This window comes from Actinomadura syzygii, from assembly GCF_008085905.1.
GTDB classification, from domain to species: domain Bacteria; phylum Actinomycetota; class Actinomycetes; order Streptosporangiales; family Streptosporangiaceae; genus Spirillospora; species Spirillospora syzygii.
On the sequence record NZ_VSFF01000017.1, the window covers coordinates 53,902 to 74,148 of the forward strand.

General features: G+C 75.2%; 16 protein-coding genes. 7 read left to right on the forward strand and 9 right to left on the reverse strand.

From position 1 onward, the window contains the following. Positions 1-27: 27 nt before the first annotated feature. The 3 genes from FXF65_RS38545 to FXF65_RS38555 are packed head-to-tail and all read right to left on the reverse strand — an operon-like array spanning position 28 to position 2,686. Positions 28-1,128, reverse strand: coding sequence for a bifunctional RNase H/acid phosphatase (locus tag FXF65_RS38545; RefSeq protein WP_148355268.1), 1,101 nt, complete (start codon positions 1,126-1,128; stop codon positions 28-30). Then, positions 1,125-1,868 (reverse strand): zinc ribbon domain-containing protein, encoded by a 744-nt coding sequence (locus FXF65_RS38550; RefSeq protein WP_148355270.1) that lies wholly within the window; start codon positions 1,866-1,868, stop codon positions 1,125-1,127. Before FXF65_RS38550 ends, FXF65_RS38545 begins: the two co-directional genes overlap by 4 nt. Next, positions 1,865-2,686 (reverse strand): Nif3-like dinuclear metal center hexameric protein, encoded by an 822-nt coding sequence (locus tag FXF65_RS38555; protein ID WP_246199385.1) that lies wholly within the window; start codon positions 2,684-2,686, stop codon positions 1,865-1,867. Before FXF65_RS38555 ends, FXF65_RS38550 begins: the two co-directional genes overlap by 4 nt. Before the next feature lie 111 nt (positions 2,687-2,797). Here FXF65_RS38555 and FXF65_RS38560 point away from each other — a divergent pair, with 111 nt between their 5' ends. The 6 genes from FXF65_RS38560 (at position 2,798) to FXF65_RS38585 (ending at position 6,348) form a co-directional block, all read left to right on the forward strand. Beyond that, positions 2,798-3,331 carry a pyridoxamine 5'-phosphate oxidase family protein gene (locus tag FXF65_RS38560; protein ID WP_148355275.1) on the forward strand — a complete coding sequence of 178 codons (534 nt, stop codon included), beginning with the start codon at positions 2,798-2,800 and terminating at the stop codon, positions 3,329-3,331. A gap of 45 nt (positions 3,332-3,376) precedes the next feature. After that, entirely contained in the window at positions 3,377-3,721 is a 345-nt protein-coding gene (locus FXF65_RS38565) for a DUF6191 domain-containing protein (protein WP_148355278.1), read from the forward strand. Between the two features lie 49 nt (positions 3,722-3,770). After that, positions 3,771-4,169 carry a hypothetical protein gene (locus tag FXF65_RS38570; protein ID WP_148355280.1) on the forward strand — a complete coding sequence of 133 codons (399 nt, stop codon included), beginning with the start codon at positions 3,771-3,773 and terminating at the stop codon, positions 4,167-4,169. A 67-nt stretch (positions 4,170-4,236) separates the two neighbouring features. Continuing rightward, complete coding sequence (locus FXF65_RS46350) at positions 4,237-4,611, forward strand: DUF2510 domain-containing protein (protein ID WP_378232821.1); 375 nt, start codon at positions 4,237-4,239, stop codon at positions 4,609-4,611. Positions 4,612-4,622: 11 nt separating this feature from the next. Next, positions 4,623-5,540: a hypothetical protein gene (locus FXF65_RS38580; protein WP_148355283.1), complete on the forward strand. Its 918-nt coding sequence runs from the start codon at positions 4,623-4,625 to the stop codon at positions 5,538-5,540. Positions 5,541-5,694: 154 nt separating this feature from the next. Further along, positions 5,695-6,348 carry a DUF1361 domain-containing protein gene (locus tag FXF65_RS38585; RefSeq protein WP_148355285.1) on the forward strand — a complete coding sequence of 218 codons (654 nt, stop codon included), beginning with the start codon at positions 5,695-5,697 and terminating at the stop codon, positions 6,346-6,348. Here the strand turns inward: FXF65_RS38585 and FXF65_RS44245 are convergent, their stop codons facing one another. Both FXF65_RS44245 and FXF65_RS38595 read right to left on the reverse strand, forming a co-directional pair. Beyond that, entirely contained in the window at positions 6,349-6,732 is a 384-nt protein-coding gene (locus tag FXF65_RS44245) for a hypothetical protein (protein WP_187412757.1), read from the reverse strand. It lies immediately after the preceding gene. A gap of 40 nt (positions 6,733-6,772) precedes the next feature. Further along, positions 6,773-7,228: an Lrp/AsnC family transcriptional regulator gene (locus tag FXF65_RS38595; protein WP_148355288.1), complete on the reverse strand. Its 456-nt coding sequence runs from the start codon at positions 7,226-7,228 to the stop codon at positions 6,773-6,775. Positions 7,229-7,321: 93 nt separating this feature from the next. Here FXF65_RS38595 and FXF65_RS38600 point away from each other — a divergent pair, with 93 nt between their 5' ends. Continuing rightward, on the forward strand, positions 7,322-7,795 hold the full coding sequence (locus FXF65_RS38600) for a rhodanese-like domain-containing protein (protein ID WP_148355290.1): 474 nt from the start codon (positions 7,322-7,324) through the stop codon (positions 7,793-7,795). A gap of 23 nt (positions 7,796-7,818) precedes the next feature. On the opposite strand, the gene FXF65_RS38605 is transcribed toward FXF65_RS38600, so the two are convergent. The 4 genes from FXF65_RS38605 to FXF65_RS38620 are packed head-to-tail and all read right to left on the reverse strand — an operon-like array spanning position 7,819 to position 20,031. Further along, a complete protein-coding gene (locus FXF65_RS38605) occupies positions 7,819-9,024 on the reverse strand; it encodes a glycosyltransferase (RefSeq protein WP_148355292.1) in 1,206 nt (401 codons plus the stop codon). Beyond that, positions 9,021-9,329: an acyl carrier protein gene (locus tag FXF65_RS38610; RefSeq protein WP_148355294.1), complete on the reverse strand. Its 309-nt coding sequence runs from the start codon at positions 9,327-9,329 to the stop codon at positions 9,021-9,023. The genes FXF65_RS38605 and FXF65_RS38610 overlap by 4 nt, the downstream gene beginning before the upstream one ends. Next, positions 9,326-13,600, reverse strand: a complete 4,275-nt coding sequence (locus tag FXF65_RS38615; RefSeq protein ID WP_148355295.1) for a beta-ketoacyl synthase N-terminal-like domain-containing protein — start codon at positions 13,598-13,600, stop codon at positions 9,326-9,328. Before FXF65_RS38615 ends, FXF65_RS38610 begins: the two co-directional genes overlap by 4 nt. Beyond that, positions 13,597-20,031 (reverse strand): type I polyketide synthase, encoded by a 6,435-nt coding sequence (locus tag FXF65_RS38620; protein ID WP_222868972.1) that lies wholly within the window; start codon positions 20,029-20,031, stop codon positions 13,597-13,599. Before FXF65_RS38620 ends, FXF65_RS38615 begins: the two co-directional genes overlap by 4 nt. Positions 20,032-20,247: the final 216 nt, after the last annotated feature.

Consider the following 20,247-nt stretch of genomic DNA (forward strand, 5'->3'; position numbering starts at 1 on the left):
GGAAGGCCGGTTCCGGTCAGTTCCCGCTCAGGTTTCCAGATGGTGGACGTCGTTGAACGCGCGGAGCGTCGCCGGGCCGTCGGCGTACCAGTCGATCGAGGAGAGCGACCCGACGTCCAGGTGCATCCGGTACAGGGCCGGGAGGGGGGCGCCGAGGGCGGTCGCGACGAGCAGCTTGATCGGCGTCACGTGCGAGACGACGAGCACGGTCCGCTCGCGGTGGCGCACCTTGAGCTTGTCGAGCGCCGTCCGGACGCGCCGGGCGGCGTGCGCGAAGCTCTCCCCGCCGGGCGGTGCGGCGTCCGGGCTCGCGAGCCACGCCTTCAGCTCGCCGGGCCAGCGCTCGCCCGCCTCGGCGAACGTGAGCCCCTCCCACTCGCCGAAGGCGGCCTCGCGGAGGCCGTCCTCGACCCGGACGTCCAGCCCGGTCGCGGCGGCGACCTCGGCGGCCGTGTCGCGGCAGCGGGCCAGCGGGGACGTGACGATCGCGTCGAGGCCCCGCCCCTTCAGCGCGAGCGCGGCGGCGCGTGCCTGCGCGCGGCCGTGCCCGGTGAGCGGGGCGTCGGTCGTCCCGGCGAAGCGCTTCTCGACCGACAACGGAGTCTCGCCGTGCCGCAGCAGGACCGTGGTCAGCGGCGTGGACGCCGACGGCGCGGGCGGCGGCTCCGGCTCCCCCGGCTCGTCCTCCACCCGGCGGACCCAGTGCTCGCCGCGCGCGGCGGCGTCCATCGCCTCGTTGGCGAGCCGGTCGGCGTGCGCGTTCCGGTTCCGCGGGATCCAGCCGTAGGACACCGCGCCGAGGCCCTCCGCCAGCTCCCTGGCCTGGAGGGCGAGCGGCACCATGTCCGGGTGCTTGATCTTCCAGCGGCCGGACATCTGCTCCACGACGAGCTTGGAGTCCATCCGGACCTCGACGCGGGCGGACGGGTCGATCTCCGCCGCCGCCCGCAGCCCCGCGATCAGCCCCCGGTACTCGGCGACGTTGTTCGTCGCGTGCCCGATCGACTCGGCGACCTCGGCGAGCACCTCCCCGGTCAGCGCGTCGCGGACGAGGGCCCCGTACCCGGCCGGCCCGGGATTGCCGCGCGACCCCCCGTCCGCCTCGACAACGAGCTTCCGCCCACTCACAGGCCGGACTCCGGCGTCCGGACGAGGATCCGGCGGCACTCCTCGCAGCGGATCACCTCGTCCTCGGGCGCGGTCCGGATGTTGTTCAGGTCGACGGTGTTGAGCGCCAGGTGGCAGCCCTGGCACGCGCCCCGGAACAGCTTGGCCGCGCCGACGCCGCCGAACTGGCCGCGCAGCTTCTCGTAGAGGGCGAGCAGCTCGTCCGGGACGTCCTTGGCGACGGCGGTGCGCGCGGCGCTCGTCGTCCCGGACTCCTCGTCGATCTCCCGCCGCGCGGCGTCGCGGCGCTCGGCCAGGGCGGACAGCTCGCCCTGCGCGGCGGACTGCTCGGCGCGGAGCGCGGCCACCCGGCCCTCCGCCTCCTCCGTCCGCTCCATGATCTCCAGCACGACCTCCTCCAGGTCGGACTGGCGGCGCTGCAGCGACTCGATCTCCGTCTGCAGGCTCCCGAGGTCCTTGGCGGACGTCACCTGCCCGGAGTCGAGCCGCTTCTGGTCGCGGTCCGCGCGGGTGCGGACCTGGTCGACGTCCTGCTCGGCCTTCCGCTGCTCCCGCTGCAGGTCGCCGACCTCGGTCTCGGCCGCCACGATCGCGTCGCGCAGCTCGGTCAGGCGGCCGTCGAGCCGCTCGATCTCCGCCAGCTCGGGCAGCGTCCGGCCGCGGTGGGCCAGCCGGTCCAGCGAGCTGTCGAGGTCCTGCAGGTCGATCAGGCGAAGCTGGGCTTGCGGTGCGGCTTTCAAGTTGCTCCTTCGTCGTGGAGGCGCCACGCGTCGGTGACGAGCGCGGACACCCTTGTCTCCAACTTGCCCGTGTCCGGCGAGACCGCGGCCAGCCGCCGCTCGGCGTCGGCGAGCCAGGGCCACTCCGTCGCCCAGTGCGCGGCGTCGACCAGCGCGGGCCCGTCGTGCTCGGCGAACTCCGACGCGGGATGGTGCCGCAGGTCGGCCGTGAGGTACACGTCGACGCCCGCCGCCCGCGCGGTGTCGAGCAGCGAGTCGCCCGCGCCGCCGCACACCGCGACCGTGCGGACCTCGCGGTCCGGGTCGCCCGCCGCCCGGACGCCCTGCGCGGTGGCCGGCAGGCCCGCCGCCGCCCGCCGGGTGAACTCGCGCAGCGTCACGGGCTCGGCCAGCTCCCCGATCCGGCCGAGGCCGCGGCGCGGGTCGTCGGCGGCGGGCGCCATCGGACGCAGGTCGCCGGTCAGGCCGACGGCGCGGGCCAGCGCGTCCGACACCCCCGGGTCGGCCCGGTCGGCGTTCGTGTGCGCGGTGTGCAGCGCCACCCCGTTCGTGATCATCCGGTGCACGAGCCGCCCCTTGGGCGTGGTCGCGGCGACCGAGTGGACGCCGCGCAGCAGCAGCGGATGGTGCGTGACGATCAGGTCGGCGTCCCAGTCCAGCGCCTCGCCGACCACGGCGGCCGCCGGGTCGACGGCGAACAGCACCCGGCCGACCTCCCGGTCGGGATCGCCGCAGACGAGCCCGACCGCGTCCCAGGGCTCCGCCCACGCCGGCGGATACAGCTCCTCAAGTGCCGCGATGACATGGGATAGGCGCACGTCCCGCAGGCTACCGCGCCGGGCCGCTCCCAACGAGCCGCCGTGCGTCACGGGGACCGCCGGGGGTCTGGAACGATGGCCTGGGGCCATCCCGAGCGAGAGGAGCACGCCATGTCGGCTTCCGGCGCCGCCGCGGAACCGGAGCCCGCGGAGCCCGCGGCGGAACGTCCGTTGATGCCCGGCTACGGCATCCAGGGACCGGACGAGGGAAGCGGCCTGCTCCCCTGGTCGTGGGCCGTGGAACGGCTGCGGGCGGCGCGCAACTTCTGGCTGAGCACCGTCCGGCCGGACGGGCGCCCGCACACCATGCCGGTCTGGGCCGTGTGGAACGGCGAGGCACTGCTGTTCAGCAGCGCCGTCCCGTCCAGGAAGATGGTGAACCTGCGGGCGAACCCGCAGGTCACGGTCGCCACCGAGGAGGCGGAGAACCCCGTGGTCATCGAGGGCCGCGCGGAGATCCTCACCGAGCGGCGCGACCTCCAGCGCTTCATCGACCTTGTCAACTCCAAGTACTCGACCCGATATCGTGTCGACTTCCTGGACCCCGAAGTGAACGCGACCGTCGCGGTGCGGCCACAGCGGGTGTTCGGGCTCCGCCAGGGAGACTTCACCGGTTCTCCCACCCGGTGGTCGTTCGCGACCTGACCTCCCGCCGGGATCAATCTGGAGACTCATCGCGTTGGAGAGTGTGTGAAGTCACCCTTTCGCCGCCGCAAGCGCGTCAAGGGACGCGCCATGGGCACCCGCCCCGAGCCGGCCCAGCATGAGTCCGTCGAGTGGCCCACCGACGGGACGGGCAAGTCGTCCCTGATGGGCGCCATCCGCGGCGACGGCAAGACCGGCGCCGGGTTCGGCGGCGGCATGTTCGAGGACCTCGCCTCCGTCTTCGAGGGATCGAAGAAGGTCAAGGTCGAGGAGCAGGAGCGGCAGAAGTCCATGCGCCAGGACGACCACCAGATGACCGGCGACGGCGACTCCCGGGACGATCTGGCCTCCGGCAAGATCCGCATCCGGCGGACCCCGCCCGCCGAATGACCGCCTCCGTCCATCGAACATAGGTTCGAATCCGGGTTATCCTGGCCTCGTGAGCGCCTACGTCCCGCCCGGCTGGCCGTCGCGGGTGCACCCGCCGGGCACCGACCGCTTCGAGGACACCGCCCTCGCCTGGCTGCTGGAGCTCGTCCCGCCCGAGTACCGGCGCTACGGCGTCCTGCGCCGCTACCCGATCGCCCTCGCCCGGATGGCGCGCCACCACGTCGCGGCCTCCGTCGAGGCGGCCCGCGAGGGCTTCCGCACCGCCCGTGTCGACCTCGGGGACGTCGTCCCGCCGCACGGGGTCGAGTCCGTCCTCGACACCTACCGCCGCGAGGGCGCCCGCCTCGTCGCGCTCCTCCAGGGCATCGAACTGGTCGAGACGGCCCTGCGCGGCCTCGCCGAGCCGGACGACCCCTCGCACCGCCGCCCCTTCACGCCGAAGCTGTGACCGTCCCGTTGACGCTGAGTCGCGGCGCGCGCAAGCCTTGACCCGCCCTGACGGGAGGCGGAGTCCGGTGAGCGCACCACCTGGGTGGTACCCAGACCCGGAGTTGATGGGCCGCGAACGCTACTGGAACGGCCACGCCTCGACCGACCACTCCCGAACCCGCCACCGCACTCCCCAATCACCCCCCACGGAGGACGCCCCCCACACCCCCGCACCCTCACCACCCGAGCCGCCTTCTCAGGGGCCGATGCACCTGCCTCCCGGTGCAGCCCAGGTCGAGGCGGGACGGGATTGGGCGGGCGTCTCCATCGGAGTCGCATTGGTCCGTGGGAGCCCTTTGGGTCGCTTGCGGCGATGCGCGCACCGCCCAAGCGGATTGACATCTGACTTGTCAGGCCGTCCATGTGGTTTCGACCTTCCCCTCGGACGCCTTGCTCAATAACCTGACCGACCATGACCCTGGACCGGGACGGGAACACGGAGAAGACCGACCGTCCGGCGGAGCCCGCCGAGCGTCCGCCCGCGCCGCCGCCGGATCGCCCCGGCGGCGAGGGCGGGCCGTCCCGGACGGAAAGCCGCGCGGAAAGCCGGACGGAGAACCGGGCGGCGGGCCGCGACCGTCCGGACGAGGCGTCGTCCGGCGAAAAGGAGGAATGGTTCGTGGTCTCCGCCGCATCCCGTCCCCCCGGGCCGGGCGGCGGCGGAGCGCCCGACCGGCCGCTCTTCCCCGTCGCCACGGACCAGACCGGGTACACGTTCTCCGAGCGCGAGTACGGTTTCGCCGACGTCACCCCCGAGCGGGCGTGGGACATGCGGGCCCGCCGCGCGCCGCTCGGAATGCGTCCCGAGCAATGGACGCGGTGCGTCGACGAACTGCGGGACGCGCTCACGGCGGAGGGCATCACCGGCGCCGACGTCCGGCTTCAGGGGCCGGGCGCGGCGTTCTGCACGCAGGACCCGAAGAAATGGTTTCCGCAGAACGAGGGCGAACTGCGGTCGAGGGTCATCCAGCAGCACCGGGGCGCGTCGGACGACGAGCGCATCCGCCGGGCCGACAACGCCGTCGCGAAATACCGTTCCGCCGGTTTCTCGCAGGGCGGGCCGAAACCCGCCAAGCCGTTCTTCGACAGCCTCTACAAGCTCGACCTCGCCCGCGATCCCGACGCGTACGAATTCCAGTTCGCGGGCGACGACCTCGCCGCGCGCCTGCGGGACGTTCAGCACGACGCCCCGGCGCTGCACGCCTGGGCGTGCCGCTGGGAGGAGGCCACCGGCCGCGACTTCACCCTGTCCGCCACCGACCGCCGCAACCCGGGCACGGGCCTGGGCGAGGACGACTGGATGGTGATCGACGAAGAGCGGGACCGCTGACGTGCGGGACGCCGTGCACGACCAGCCGGTCTGCCGCCTCCTCGAAATCCCGCGAAGGGACACGGCGGACGGCCGCGCCGAATGGCGCGACCAGCGCGTGGCTGCGCTTCTACATCACGCCCCCTGAAGAGGACGCTCATGCATCATGGAAAGCATGGGGACCTTGGAGCAGGTGGCGCCGAATCTGGTCGGCGTCCTTCGTCGTGACATCTGGTGGATGGGCTGGAACACCCTTCTCGCCTGGATACCCGTCGCTCTCGCCTGCGTCCTCTTCCGCGGGCGGCGCCTTTCGCGCTCACCGTTCTGGTGGGCCGGGCTCGTACTGTTCGTGCTCTTCCTGCCGAACGCGCCGTACGTCGTCACCGACCTCGTCCACCTGCGGGGCGACATCCTGCTGGCCGACGAGGGCGGCCCCGTCGTGACCGCGATCCTCCCCGTCTACGCGCTGCTCGTAGGCTCGGGTTTCCTGGCCTACTACCTGGCGCTCGGCGCCGCCCTGCGGCACCTTTCCCGGATCGGACTGGGCGCTTGGCAAGGACGCGCGACCATCGCGGCGCACGCCGTTTGCGCCATCGGCATCTTCCTCGGCCGATGGGCCCGCCTGAACAGCTGGGAACCGGTCGTCGCCCCGCACGCGGCGCTTGAGCGGATCGTCGTCCAGCTCACCTGGACATGGGCGCCCGTACTCATCATCGGCACCTTCCTCGTCACCTGGACGTGCCATTTCATGACGAAGGCGATCACGGAAGCGTCGTTCGACGCCACGATGAGAAACGCGCGCCGCCTTTTCGGCGCCCGCACGTCCTGATCAGGACGGCGGCGGGCCCTGCGGCTGCTGCCCCCACTGCCGGGCGGGCGGCGCCTGCTGCGGCTGCTGCTGTTGCGGCTGCTGCTGTTGCGGCGCGCCCTGATACTGCGGCTGCCCGTACGGAAGGCCCTGCCCGGGAAGCGGCGGCGGAGCCGTTTTCTGCCCGGCCGTCAACTGGAACCCGATCCCGGCCAGCACGAGGACCGCGCCGATGATCGCGTAATTGAGCATCGCGGCGAGCTGGAGCTGGACCTCCCCCTTGTCCGCGTCCGTCTCGTCAATCTTCGCCCCCGCCACCGTACTGGCGACCAGCGCGAAACCCACGATTAACAGCCCCGCGAAACAAAGAACCACGAAAACCGGATGAACCTTCTTCCCAGCCATGCGAGGCACGATACGCCCCCGGCGCCGCGCCCATCCCCGGTTACTGGGCCTTGGTCGTCAGGGGGCGGGCTCGGAGAGGGGTCGAGTACACGACGTTGGTGGTGATCTGGCCGAGGGTCGCGATTCGTCCGGTCGTCGTTTCGAGATGGGCCATGGAACCCGCGATCACCTTGAGGACGAAGCAGTCTTCGCCCGTCACGTGGTGGGCCTCCATGATCTCCGGCGTGGTCGCCAGCAGGTCGTCGAACGGCTTGTAGTTGCCGATCGGATAGCGGAGGCGGACGAAGGCCAGGATGCCCAGCCCGAGCCGCTCCGGGTTCACCGTCGCGGTGTAACCGCTGATCACTCCGCTCTCCTCAAGGCGGCGCACTCGTTCGGTGACGGCGCTGGCGGACATCGACACGTGGCGCGCCAACTCCGCGTAGCTGAGCCGGCCGTCCTGCTGCAGGGCCTCCAGGAGGCGCATGTCGGTCTCGTCCAGGGAAACAGCGGTCATGTGCGACTAATACCATTGCTTCCCCGGTCGAACGTCCACCGGGCCGGTGATCGTCACTTCCCGGCGGCGGCCGCGCGCCATAGCGTCTTCCCCATGAACGAGACCATGACCAGTCCGGTCCTGCGGCAGCCTCCGGCCGAGCCCGACCAGGCCGTCGCCTTCTTCACCGCGCGGCTGACCTTCCAGGCCGACGTCTCCGATGTCCACAGTTCGCTGGAATCCGGCGACCCGGGCTTCGTCCTCGTCGACTCACGCGGTCACGCGGCATGGGAGCAAGGCCATGTGCCGGGCGCCGTGCACCTGCCCACCGTCGACCTGCCGGCCCGGGCGGCGACCCTGCTCGATCCGGCGGTTCCCGTGGTCGCCTACTGCTGGGGCCCCGGCTGCGACGGCGCGACCCGCGCGGCGCTCGCCCTGGCGCGGCTCGGCTATCGGGTCAAGGAGATGATCGGCGGTATCGAGTACTGGATCCGCGAGGGCTTCCCGGTCGAAACCGCGGACGGCGTCCAGAAGCGCGGGGCCGACCCGCTGACCACCCTCGTCGGCTCCATTGCCTGCGACTGCTGAGGCCGTTGGACGGTCGGCGGGGTTCAGGTCAGTTTCTCCAGCTGGTCGGCGGCTTCGGCGGGGGCGTTCGAGGTGGTTATGTCGTCTCGGATGCGGGCGGCGGCGGTGCGGTGTGGTGCATCGTCCGGCAGAACGGTCATTAGGGCGGCGCGGAGTTCGGTCGGGTGAGCGCGGGCGAAGCGGGTCTTGATGCCCGCGCCCGCCGCATCGACCTGGCGGGCGATTTCCGGCTGGTCGTCGCGGATCGGGGCCAACACCAGCGGGAGGCCGTGCGACAGAGCTTCGCAGACCGTTTCGTGTGAACCGTGGCAGATGACGGCGGATAGGCGTTCCAGCAGTTTGATGCGCGGGATTTGCGCCCGCACGAGAACGTTCGGCGACGGGTCCGGCACCGTCCCCGGCGGCGCGACGAAGATCGCCTGGACGTCCAGGTCGCGGACGGCCTCGGCGGCGGCCCGGAGGAACCGCTCCCCCTCTGCGGAGACGAGGACGGCGGGACGTCCGTCCAGCCAGTCCCAGGGGAACGCGCTCGGCGCCGGGCGGCCGAGGACGGGCCCGACGAACGCGAAGTGGTCCGGGAAGAACGACACGTCCCCGACCAGCGCGCCGGTGGAGAAGACCAGCACGAGGTGGTCGGAGAACCGCAGGTCGAGGAGGTCGTCGATGCCGTGGTGGAGCTGGAAGTCGGCGATGCGCTCGCCGACCCACTCCTCGACCTTCGGCACGTGCGCGAGGGGGCGGGAGAACTCGGCGGACGTCGCCGCCGACGTCGCCCACGGGAGTTCGCGGAGCCGCGCCACCACCGGCGCGGCGAGGACGGTCTGGTCCGCGACGACGACGTCCGGCCGGAACCGGTCGACGGCCTTCTCGACGCCCGGCATCATCGCGTGCCCGAGCGGGACGACGAACTCCTCCCACCGGAAGCGGAGGGCGGCGAACCCGCGCAGTTCCAGAAGGCGGTCGCGGAGGGCCGGCAGGCGGGCCTCGAAGTCCGGCTCAAGGGCGGTGAAGAGGCGGGCGCCGGGGCGCAGCAGCCGTTCGAGGGTCGGGCGGTGGCCCGTCCAGGCGACCTTGTGACCGCGCCTGGCCAGTTCGGCGGCGACCGCGGCGAGCGGCTCGACGTGCCCGGCGAGGGGCGGGACGGCGAACAGGAAGCGCCGCTCCGGCGTCTTCGCGCGCCGGATCCCGGGGTCGTCCAGCAGGGACGGGACCTGGATACGCCGGCTCACAGGGCGGTCCCGCCGCCCGCCGGAGCCTCGGACGGCAGCCCGACGATGTGGTCGACCACGTCCCCGACGGTCAGGTCCATGATCTCGTCGAGGTCCAGTCCGGCGATGAAGCCGGGCAGGTCGGCGCGGTCGCCGTAGCGGGCGCGGAGCCGGTCGACCAGCGCGACGAACTCGATGCTCTCCAGGGCGAGGTCGCCGCCGAGCGCGGTGCCGTGGCCGATCTCCGCGCACGGGAGGTCCTCCCCCACCACGTCGGTCAGCGCGCGGACGACCTCGGCCAGGACGTCGTGTGCGGGTGGGTTCATGCGCGGGCCTCCTCCATGTCGGTGCCGCCGGACGCGACCGTCCAGGCGATGACGTGTCCTTCGAGTTCGCGGGTCTCCACCGTCGTGACCGTGCCGTCCGCGGCGATGAGGAGCCGTTCGGCGTCGGCGACGGTCACGAGGAGCTCCGGGCGGGCCCGGACGTCGTCCATGGCCTGGAGCACCGCCTGCTTGGCCGCGCGGAGCCGTCCGTCGGAGTCGCTCAGGGCGAGCCCGATGCCCGCCGGTTCGCCGCCGGGACGGACGAGCGCGACGCCCAGTTCGGCGTCCGACGCGATCGAGACCCGGAGGGGTTCGTCGAACGGCCCGGTGACGACCGGCCCGGAGACCCCCGACTGAACGGTGAGCTCGGCGGGGAACAGCGGCCCGTGCCCGTTGCGCCAGAGGTGGTCGCGGACGGCGTCCTTGGCCGCGATCCGTCCGAGCAGCCAGGTGCCCTGCGCGAACGGCGGCAGTGCCTCGTACTCGGCGCGTTCGGCGGCGCGCAGGTACTGGCGCATGAGCAGGTCGCGGGACGCGGTGCCGTCCCAGCGCCGCCGGGCGAGGCACCAGCCGCCGGGCTGCGGCTCGCCCGTCCCGGAGACCTCGGCGGTGAACCTCATCCGCCAGAGGGCCTCGTCGGTGTAGAAGCGGTGGGTCGTCCAGCCGTCGACGCGGGCCCAGACCGTCCCGTTCTCGCGGACCAGCTCGGCGGAGCACCGCATGGTCGTGTCGGTCAGGGACTGGTTCCAGATGGTCGTGTCCAGGCGTTCGCCTTCGGGCGGCAGCGGCCCGTACAGGGCGACGTGCTCGATGCCCACAGGGAACACGGTCTGGTTGGTGTCGCCGTAGACCTGGATCCAGTGGCCGCAGAGCTGGCCCGCGCTGTCCAGGAGCGCGCCGGGGGTGTGCAGCGAGGACAGGACGGCCCGCACGCCGTCCTCCGCCAGCGCCGTGATCTCCTTGATGCCGCGGAAGAGCGGGCCGTGGAACATCCAGCGTTCCTCGTAGAGGCGTTCGGCGGTGACGATCGGGGGGCCTTCGATGGTCAGCGGCGTACGGTCCGGCGCGGACGGCGGCGGGTAGCGTTCGGCGAGCAGGACCGTCCCGTCCGCGTGGCCCTGTACGACGACCTTCACCTTGCGCGGACGGTCGCCCTCGCCCACGAGGTAAGCGGTGATGTCGGCGGTGGTCGGCGGCGCGGCCACGACCCAGCGGACGGCCCGGACGTGCTCGAACCCCACGACCACCAGGTCCGGCAGCAGCTCCCGCGCCGTCTCCGCCATGACCTCCAGCAGCGTCGCCAGCGGGACGATCGGGAACCGGTCCGACGGGTCGGGCCAGCCGGGGGGCTGCGGGAACACGCAGTGGTCGGCGAGATAGGGCATGGCGTCCAGCGAGAAGACCCGGGACGCGGACAGCTCGGCGGGCCCCGGCGACGGGACCGCGGCCCCCATGGCGGGTCCGGCGCCGAACGCCTCCACGACGGACTGCGCCCCGGCCGCCGCGTCGTTGAGCAGCGCCTCCAGCTCGGCGAGGACGGGATCGTCCGCGGGCAGCGACGGCATCTCGGGCGCCAGGCGCAGCGGCGGGACGGCGCCGCCCAGCGTGACCAGCGGCGTGCCGAGGTCGAGCCGGACGCCCCCGGCGGGCGCGGGCGGCGGCGCGGACGTCCCGTACCCCTCGGCCCACAGCGCGGCGACGACGCGGCGGAGCTGGGCCGTCCCGTCGCGTTTCGGCGCGTTGGCGGCCATGGCGAGGTGCTCGCGCCCGTCCAGCCGGTCGGCGACGAACCCGGTGAGGCCGCCCGGCCCGACCTGCACGAACGCGCGGACATGCGCCGCGCCGTACAGCTCCTCGACCAGCTCGCTGAACCGGACCGGTTCGAGCAGGTGCCGGACGGCCAGCTCGCGGACGGCGGCGGCCTCCCCCGGGTACGGCGCGGCCGTCGTCGACGACCACACCGGAACGCGCGGCTCCCGCATCGGCAGGGCCTCGGACGAGCGCCGCGCCCGCTCGCCGTACGCCTCCGCGAGCGGCGTGTGGAACCCGGGCCTGAACGGCAACTCCTGGCAGAGGACGCCTTCTGACGCGAGCCGTCCGAGGACGTCGCGCACCGCGTCCGGCGGGCCGCAGACGACCGACTGGTGCGGGCAGTTGTCGTGGCTGACGTAGACGCCGTGGCGTCCGGCGACGGCGTCGGCCGCCCGGTCCGCGCCGCAGCCGAGCGCCGCGTAGAGGACGTCGGGAACGTCCGGCGCCTCCCCGTCGAGGGAGCGGACGAACGCCTCCACCGCGCCCGGCTCGCACATCCCGGCGACGGTCATCGCCGTCCATTCACCGGCGCCGTGGCCCGCGACGACGTCCGGCTCGACGCCGAGTTCGGCGAGCGCGGCGGCGAGGAGGCGGCCGACGCTTAGCACGTCGGCGGCGTGTCCGGGCAGGTCGGTGCGTCCGGTGAGGACGGGGCGCGGGAGGTCGAAGTGCGCGGCGACGTCGTCCACGCGGGGGTCGAAGGCGGGCTCGAAACCGGGGAAGAGGAAGGCCAGCCGCCCGCCCTCGGCGAGCAGCGGGCGGGGCGCGAACCAGACGTCGCTGCGTCCGCGCCACGGCGTCCCGCGCTGCACGACCGCCCGCGCGAGGTCGAGCCTGCGCGCGGTCGGCGCGACGATGGCGAGGCGGCACGGGAGGTCGGGCGCGGCCTCCGGCACCCGCGCGAGCAGCTCCTCGTCGGGGACGGCGAGCGCGGCGGCCAGTTCCTCCGCCGTCCGGGCGGCGAGCCTGAGCACGCCCTCCTCCTCCGCCGACGAAGACGCGGGCGGGGGGACGGGCGCGCGGCGGCGCCGGGCGCGGCACGACGGCGGCTCCTCCAGGACGACGTGCGCGTTCGCGCCGCCGAACCCGAACGCGTCGACCGCGGCGCGGCGCGGACCCGGTCCGCGCTCCCACTCGGCGGCCTCCCGGACGGGCCGCAGGCGGCCGTCGGCGAGCGCCGGATGCGGGTCGTCCACGTGCAGGGTCGGCGGCAGGACGCCGTCGCGCAGCGCGTACGCGGCCTTGATCAGCCCGGCGATCCCGGCGGCGGGCATCGCGTGCCCGATCATCGACTTGACCGTGCCGAGCCCGATCGGCGGGCCGTCCGCGCCGAAGACGCGGCGCAGCGTCGCGAGCTCCGCCTCGTCGCCCGCCGGGGTCCCAGCGCCGTGCGCCTCGACGAGGCCGACCGCGCCGGGCTCGGCCGGGTCGAGGCCCGCGTCCCGCCAGGCCCGCTCGACGGCGAGGACCTGGCCGTCCACGAGCGGGCTCATGATGCTCGTCGCGCGCCCGTCGCTGGACGACCCGACCCCGACGATCACCGCGTGGATGCGGTCCCCGGCGCGTTCGGCGTCCGACAGGCGCTTGAGCAGGACGATCCCGGTGCCCTCCGCGAGGAGCGTGCCGTCCGCCGACCGGTCGAACGGGCGGATGGTCCCGGACGGGCTCAGCGCGCGGAGCTGGCTGAACACGCTCCACACCGTGACGTGGTGCGCGTGGTGGACGGCCCCCGCCAGCATCGCGTCGGCCTGCCCGCCGCGCAGCGCCCGCACGGCGTGCTCGACGGCGAGCAGCGACGACGCGCACGCCGCGTCCAGCGTGTAGGCGGGGCCGCGCAGGTCGAACCGGTTCGCGATGCGGGACGCGGCGAAGCTCGGGACGAGCCCGGTCGGCGCGTCCGGTCCGTCCGGGCCGAGCCGGGCGCGGAACGCGCGCCGGATCTCCTCCAGCCGCCGCGGGCCGAGCTCGGGCACCAGTTCCGCGAGCAGCCCCGCGACCTGGTGCGACATGCTGACCCGCTGGTCGAACCGCGCCACTCCCGGGGTGATGTAGCCGCCCCGCCCGACGACCACGCCGATCCCGGACCGGTCGGGCAGCCGCTCGTCGCCGCCCGCGTCCGCGATCGCGGCGGCCGCCGCGCGCAGCGCGAGCAACTGGTCGGGCTCCATCCCGGGGACGGCGGCGGGCGTGATCCCGAGCCGGGCCGGGTCGACGGTGGCGTGCTCGTCGACGAACCCGCCGCGCTTGCAGTAGAAGCGGTCGCTCTCCGGGGCGCGGTCGTAGGCGTCCGGGTCGTAGTAGAGCGCCGGGTCCCAGCGCCCGGCCGGGACGTCGGTGATCGCGTCCACCCCGGCGAGGACGTTGCGCCACAGCTCGGCCGCCGACCCCGCGCCGGGGAACACCGCCCCGGCGCCGACGATCGCGATCGGCTCGCGCGCCGCGTCCGCCCGGCGGGTCACCGGACGGCCCCCGTGAACACGACCTGCGTCTCGTGGCCGTGCGCGATCTCGCGGAGCAGGGCGGCGGCGCCCGCGTCCGGGTCGATCAGGCCCCCGCCGCACCGCGCCTGCACCGGCGTCGCCGGGCCGCCGCCCGCCCACGGGCCCCAGTCGGCGACGAGGACGCGGCCGCGCAGCCGCGTCCGCCAGACGTGCGCGAGCGTGTCGCAGGCGTCGTTGGCCGCCGCGTGGTCGGCCTGCCCCCGGCTGCCGTGGACGCCCGCGACGCTGCCGAGCACGACGAGGAACCCGAGGTCGGGACGGACGGCCTGGGCCAGCGCGCACGCGCCGTCCACCTTCGTCCGGAACACGCGGTCGAACGACTCGGGGCTCTTGTCGCGGACGAGGCGGTCCTCGACGACGCCCGCGCCGTGCACGACGCCGTCGAGCCGCCCGTGCCGGAGGTAGACGTCGTCGACGACGCCGCGGACGGCGTTCGGGTCGCGCGCGTCCGCCGCGTGGTAGCGGACGGACGCCGCGTGCCGCCGCAGCGCGTCCAGGTTCCGCCGCATCTCCCGCTCGACCAGGACCGTGCGGATCGTCGCCTCGATCTCGGCGGGCTGCCGGTTCCCCTCGGCGACGAGCGTGCGGCGCAGCGCGGGCTCGTCCGGGGCGGCGGGGAACGCGGGCACGCCGCGGGGCTCCGGCGTCCGGCCGATGATCTCCAGGTGGCAGCCGCTCGTGCGGGCCAGTTCGAGCGCGAGGCGCGCGGTGACGCCGCGGGCGCCGCCGGTGAGGAGGACGACGCCGTCCGGCGCCACGGGCGGGGCGGGGTCGCCGTCCAGGTCCGCCGGGACGACGCTCAGCCCGTTCCGCCGCTCGCCCTCGTGCCCGACGACGACCGGCCCGTCCGGGTTGAGCAGTTCGGCGAGGATCCGCTGCGCGATCGCGCGGGGCGTTTCCTTTGTGTCGACGTCCAGGGCCCGGACGTGCGCCTCGGGATGTTCCAGGGCGATCGTGCGGGCCAGGCCGCCGAGCCCGGCGCCGGGGGCCGGGTCGCCGATGCCGCCTCCGGCGAAGCGGCGCCCGAACGTCCCGCCCGCGCCGCTCGCGACGACGAGCCAGCGCAACCCGCCCGCCAGCGCGCGGCGGATCCCGCCGTAGGCCCGCGGCAGGACGCCCGGCTCCCCCGGCCGCAGCGCCGCCAGGTGGACGAGCCCGTCGCAGTGGTCGGCGTCCGCTTCGACGTCGTGCACGGTCCGCGCCAGCGCGCCGTGCCGTTCGAGGAGGACGGCCAGCTCAAGTGCCACGCCGCAGCCGTCGTCCACGATCTGGAAGCCGCGTCCGGTGAACGCGGTGCCCGACTCGGGCGGGCGGGGCAGCGCGTCCAGCTCGACGACGCGCGGCACCTGGCGGACCACGCCGGGCCGTGTCGTCGGCTCGGGCCCGCACGCCTGCGCCGGGACGACCGGCGCCGGAGGCGCGACGGCATCGACCATGGCCTCGGCCTCGGAGTGGGCGATCGGCGCGCTGATCACCTCGGGGACGGTGACGTAGTCGTCGCGCGGCGCCTCCACCGGCGCGGGCAGCCTCTCATCAGGCAGCGTCTCGCCGGGAAGCGTCTCGTCAGGCAGCGTCTCGCCGGGCAGTGTCTCGCCGGGCAGGACCGGACGCGGCGCGGGCACGTCGGCGGGCCCGGGCCCCGGCTCCGACACGTCGGGCGGGATCGCGCCGAGGTGCCGCAGGATGACCTCGCGCTGCGCGGCGATCATCTCGCGTCCCGCGCGCAGGTATTCAAGGACGGCGGCCTCCGACCCGCCCGCCGCGTCATCCTCCTGGACGCGCTCGGCGGGCCGGAGCGCGCCCGGTGGGTAGCCGCCGTCCGCCGTCCGGACGAGATGGCCGTTCACGACCCAGCCCGGTCTCGCGGCGGGGATGCCGGAGAGCGGGCGTGCGTCCCGTCCGGCGAACAGGGGCAGCGGGTCGACCGGCACCCCGGCGGCGGCGAGTTCGGCCAGCGCGTACAGGAACCGTGTCAGGGCGTCCTCGCCGGGCGCGTCGCAGCTCACGGCGGTGTGCGGGTGCTCCCCGAGGATCTCGCCGACCAGCCCGGTCAGGACGCGCCCCGGCCCCGCCTCGACGAAGACGCGGGCGCCCGCCGCGTACATCGCCTCGACCTGCTCCACGAACCGGACGGGCGTGGCGAGCTGCCCGGCGAGCGTCACCGCCAGCTCGGCGGGGTCGGCGTCGTAGGGCGCGGCGGTCGTGTTCGCCCAGACCGGGAACGCGGGCGAGCGCAGGTCGCGGCGGGCCAGCTCGGCGCGCAGGTCCGCCGACGCCGCGCCGACGAGCGGGCTGTGGAACGCGCACGCCGCCGGCAGCCGCTCCACCGCGACGCCCGCCCCGGACAGGACGGCGAGCGCCCCCTCCAGCCCGGCGGACGTCCCGGCGATCACGACCTGGCGGGGCGCGTCGTGACCGGCGACGACCACCTCCGACGATCCCGCCAGCAGCTCGCGGACGGCGTGCAGCGGCGCCGCGACGGCGGCCATCCCGCCTGGATCGTTCCCGGCTGCGGCGAGGATCGCCTCGGCGCGGGCGGAGCTCAGCTCGATCAGGTCCGCGTCGTCGAACACTCCGGCGGCGCAGAGCGCGACGAGCTCGCCGTAGCCGTGCCCGGCGGCGAGGTCAGGATGGACGCCGAGCGCCGTGAGCAGCCGGTGTACCGCGAGCCCCGCGATGCCGAGGGCGGGCTGCGCGGCCCGGGTGTCGGTGATCGCGGCGTGCTGCCGCCGGACGTCCTCGGGGGTGAACGCGGCGGGCGGGAACATCGCGGGCGCGGGCCGTCCGCCGTCGAGGCGGAGCAGCCGCTGGAGACGGGGGAACGCCACGAACAGTCCGGCGAGCATGTTCGGCCGCTCACTGCCCTCGCCGGGGAAGAGGAACGCGACCTGCCCCGGCTCGCCGGACGGGACGAACACGCCCGGCTCCGACCGGAACTCGGCGGCGGCGGTGAGCGCGCGGCGGAGGTCGCCCGGGCCGGTCGCGACGACGGCGGCCTGGACGGGCCCGTCCAGCGCGGCGGCCGTCCGGGCGAGGTCGCGGAGCCGGGGCGGGCCGCCGACGCCGTCGCCGCCACCGTCGAGCAGGGCCAGCAGGCGGTCGATCTCGTCCCGCGCGGCGGCACGGTCGGCCGCGCGGATCAGGAACAGCTCGGCGGGCCATTCCGTGAGCCCGGACACCGGCTCCGGCGCGCCGCCGTACCCGGACAGCACGGCGTGGAAGTTCGTCCCGCCGAACCCGGACCCGCTCACCCCCGCGTGCCGCTCACCCGGCGGGGCCGCCCACGGGCGGGCGGCGGCGCCGAACGCGAGCGGGCCGTCCGGCGTCCAGGCGGCGTTGGGCTCGGACAGGTGCAGCGTCCCCGGCAGGACCCCGGAGTGCAGCGCGTATGCGGTCTTGACCAGCCCGGCGAGCCCGGCGGCGCACCCGGCGTGCCCGATCTGCGAGGCGACCGAGCCGAGCGTGACGGCGCCCGGCGCGGCGTCCGCGAAGACGGCGTTCAGCGCGGCCAGCTCGGCGCGGTCGTCGGCTTCGGAGCCGGTGCCGTGCGCCTCGACGAGCCCGACCGACGCGGGCGAGACCCCGGCGCGCTCGTAGGCGCGGCTCAGCGCGAGCCGCCGCCCCTCAGCGGCGAGCCCGCCTCCGTCACCGGCACCGGCGACCGACCTGACCACCGCGTAGATCCGGTCGCCGTCGCGTTCGGCGTCGGCGAGGCGCTTCAGCACGACGCACGCGACGCCCTCGCCGAGCGCGACACCGTCGGCGGACGCGTCGAACGCGGCGCACCGCCCGGACGGCGACAGCGCCCCGGCCGACGCGAACAGCAGGTAGTCCCGGATGCCGGTGCGCAGGTCGGCGCCGCCGCACAGCACCATGTCGCTCGATCCGGCGGCGAGGTCCTTGCAGGCGGCGTCGAGCGCGGCGAGGGACGCGGCGCCCGCGGCGTCCACGGTGTGGCTCGCGCCGCCGAGGCCGAGCCGGTTCGCGATCCGCCCGGCGATCACGCTGGTCAGCGCGCCGGAGAGGGCGTCGTCGGTGGGGCGCGGGAGCCGAGCGTCCAACGCGGGCGGGACCTCGCCGTAGTAGGACGGCAGCGCGGCCCGTATCCCGTAGGCGTCGCCGAGGTCGCCGCCGCCGCCCGCGCCGAACACGACCGACGTCCGGGAGCGGTCGAACGGGCGGTCGGCGTATCCGGCGTCGCGCAGCGCGCGGGACGCCACCTCCAGCGCCAGCAACTGCACCGGTTCGACGCGGCCGAGCGCGTCCGGCGCGATGCCGTGGGCGAGCGCGTCGAACGGCACGTCCGGGAGGAACCCGCCCCATTTCGACGGCGTCCTCCCCTCCTCGGACGGCCCGTGGTAGATCTCCGGGTCCCAGTGGGTGACCTCGGTGACGGAGTCGACGCCGCCGACGACGTTCGCCCAGTAGGCGTCCGCGTCGGCCGCGCCGGGCAGGACGCACCCGATCCCGATGATCGCGACGTCGACCGCACGGGCCGGGGCCGCCGGGGCGGAGCGTCCCACGCCCAGTTCGGCGGCGCGGGCGGCGAGGAGCGCGGTCGCGCCGGACGTCACCTGCTCGTGCAGCGCCGCGACGGCGGTCGTCGCCGTCCGCAGCGCGGCGACCTCGCCCATCATGAACATGCCGTCGGACCGCTGCGCCGCCGCGTCCACCGGCGCGGCGCGGCGCAGCCCCTTGCTGGCGACGCGGAGGCGGGCGAGGTTCAGCTTCTCCAGGCGGCGCCGCACCTCCCGGCGCGGCGTCCCGGCCTGTTCCAGCTCGCGGCGGGTGTCGTAGAACGTGTCGACGTAGGGGGTGCGGGCGCAGCGGACGGCGTGTCCGGGGGCGAGCTCCAGCAGCGCCGTCGTGTCGCAGCCGAGCGCCGCGTCCTGGAAGCCGGGCAGGATCGCGCCCGCCGCCACCGCCTCGGACGTGAACAGGTACGCGGTGCCCATCAGCACGCGGACGTCCGCGCCCCGCTCCGCGAGCGGCCCGGCGAGCGCCGCCGCCATCGCGGCGGACCGCTCGTCGTGGATCCCGCCCGCGAACATCACCGACAGCTCGGCGGGGTCGATCCCGGACTCCGTCAGCCGCTCGACCTGCGCGTCCCACAGCGGGAGGCTCGCCCGGGACCCGACGCGGCCGCCGCACTCGCCGCCCTCGAACACGAACCGGCGGGCGCCGCCCGCGAGGTACCGGTCGAGGAGGTCTGGCGACGGGACGTGCAGGTACGTCTTGATCCCGGCCGCCTCCAGCGGTTCGGCCTCCGCCGGGCCGCCCCCGGCGATCAGCGCGTACGGCGGCGCGCTCTCCCGGACGGCGGCGAGCTGCGCGGCCCGCGCCTCCGGCGGCGCGAACCCGGGGACGCCGGCGCCCCACGGCCGTCCGCCGAGCCGCGCCGCGGTCTCGCGGAGCAGGTGGCGGACGCGGTCGCCGTCCATGAGGGCGAGCGCGAGGAACGGCAGGCCGCCGTCCTGCGCGACCGCGCCCGCGAACGCCGAACCGTCGCTGACGTGCGTCATCGGCCCCTGCACGACGACCGGGTCGGCGCCGTCGCGGCGCATGAGCGGCTCGGCGCGGACGGCGGCGCGCAGGTGCGCGTCGATCGCGTCCAGGACGGCCCGCACCACTCCCCCTGCGGTCTTGTACCGGCCGCCGAGCGCGGCGGCGAGCGGCCCGTCCTGGCCCACCGGCAGCGGCTGCGCGCCCAGCCGGGCCGGGGCGGACGGCCCGACCACCGGAGGGGTGTAGACGCGGTGGCCGTCCACGACGACGGTCTCGCCGCCGTCCATGGCCTTCAGCGCGGACACGACGTCGGCGGGCAGGTCCATCTCCCGGACGAGTGCGAGCTGCACGTCCAGGACGACCCCGGCCGCGCCGCCCGCGACCGCCGCCGCGGCCGAGTGCGTGCCGATCCCGCCCGCCGCGTACACGGGGACGTTCGGCGACGGATCCGCCAGCAGCCGCTGGAGCAGCACGAACGTGCTCAGCCCGCCGACGCGCCCGCCCGCCTCGGAGCCGCGCGCGATCAGCGCGACGTCCCCGGTGAGGCCGCGAGCTGCGGAGACGGCGGCGGCGGTCTCGTCCGGCCCGACGACCTCGACGACCAGGCGGCGGCCGCGGGCGAACCCGGCGAGGTCCACGAGGCCGTCCGGGCGCAGCAGCGGGGCGTCGACGAGGACGGTGTCCACCGCATCCGGCAGCTCGCCGGGCCGCACCCGGCACCCGGCCGGGACGCGGACCCCGAACGGGCCCGTCCACCAGCGCCGCACGTCCGCGAGCGCGGCGAGCGCGGCCGCCCGGTCGGCGCCGAGGTCGAGGACCCCGGTCCCGCCCGCCCGCGCGACCGCCACGGCGAGCCCCGGCACGGGACGGCCGAACGGGGTCACCCCGATGATCCCTGGCCGGGTCCCGGGCCGGGGGCGGTCTCCCGGCCCCTGTCCGTACTCGTCCGCCGCCAATGCACTGCCCCCCGACGTCCGCCGGCCCTCCGCGGGCCCGTGACAACGGTGCGCCAGACTACGGTCGGTGACCGTCCGGAAACCGGGACGACACACCACCGGGCCCGCCCATGGCGGCGCCGCAAAGGACTTTGAACCGTCCGT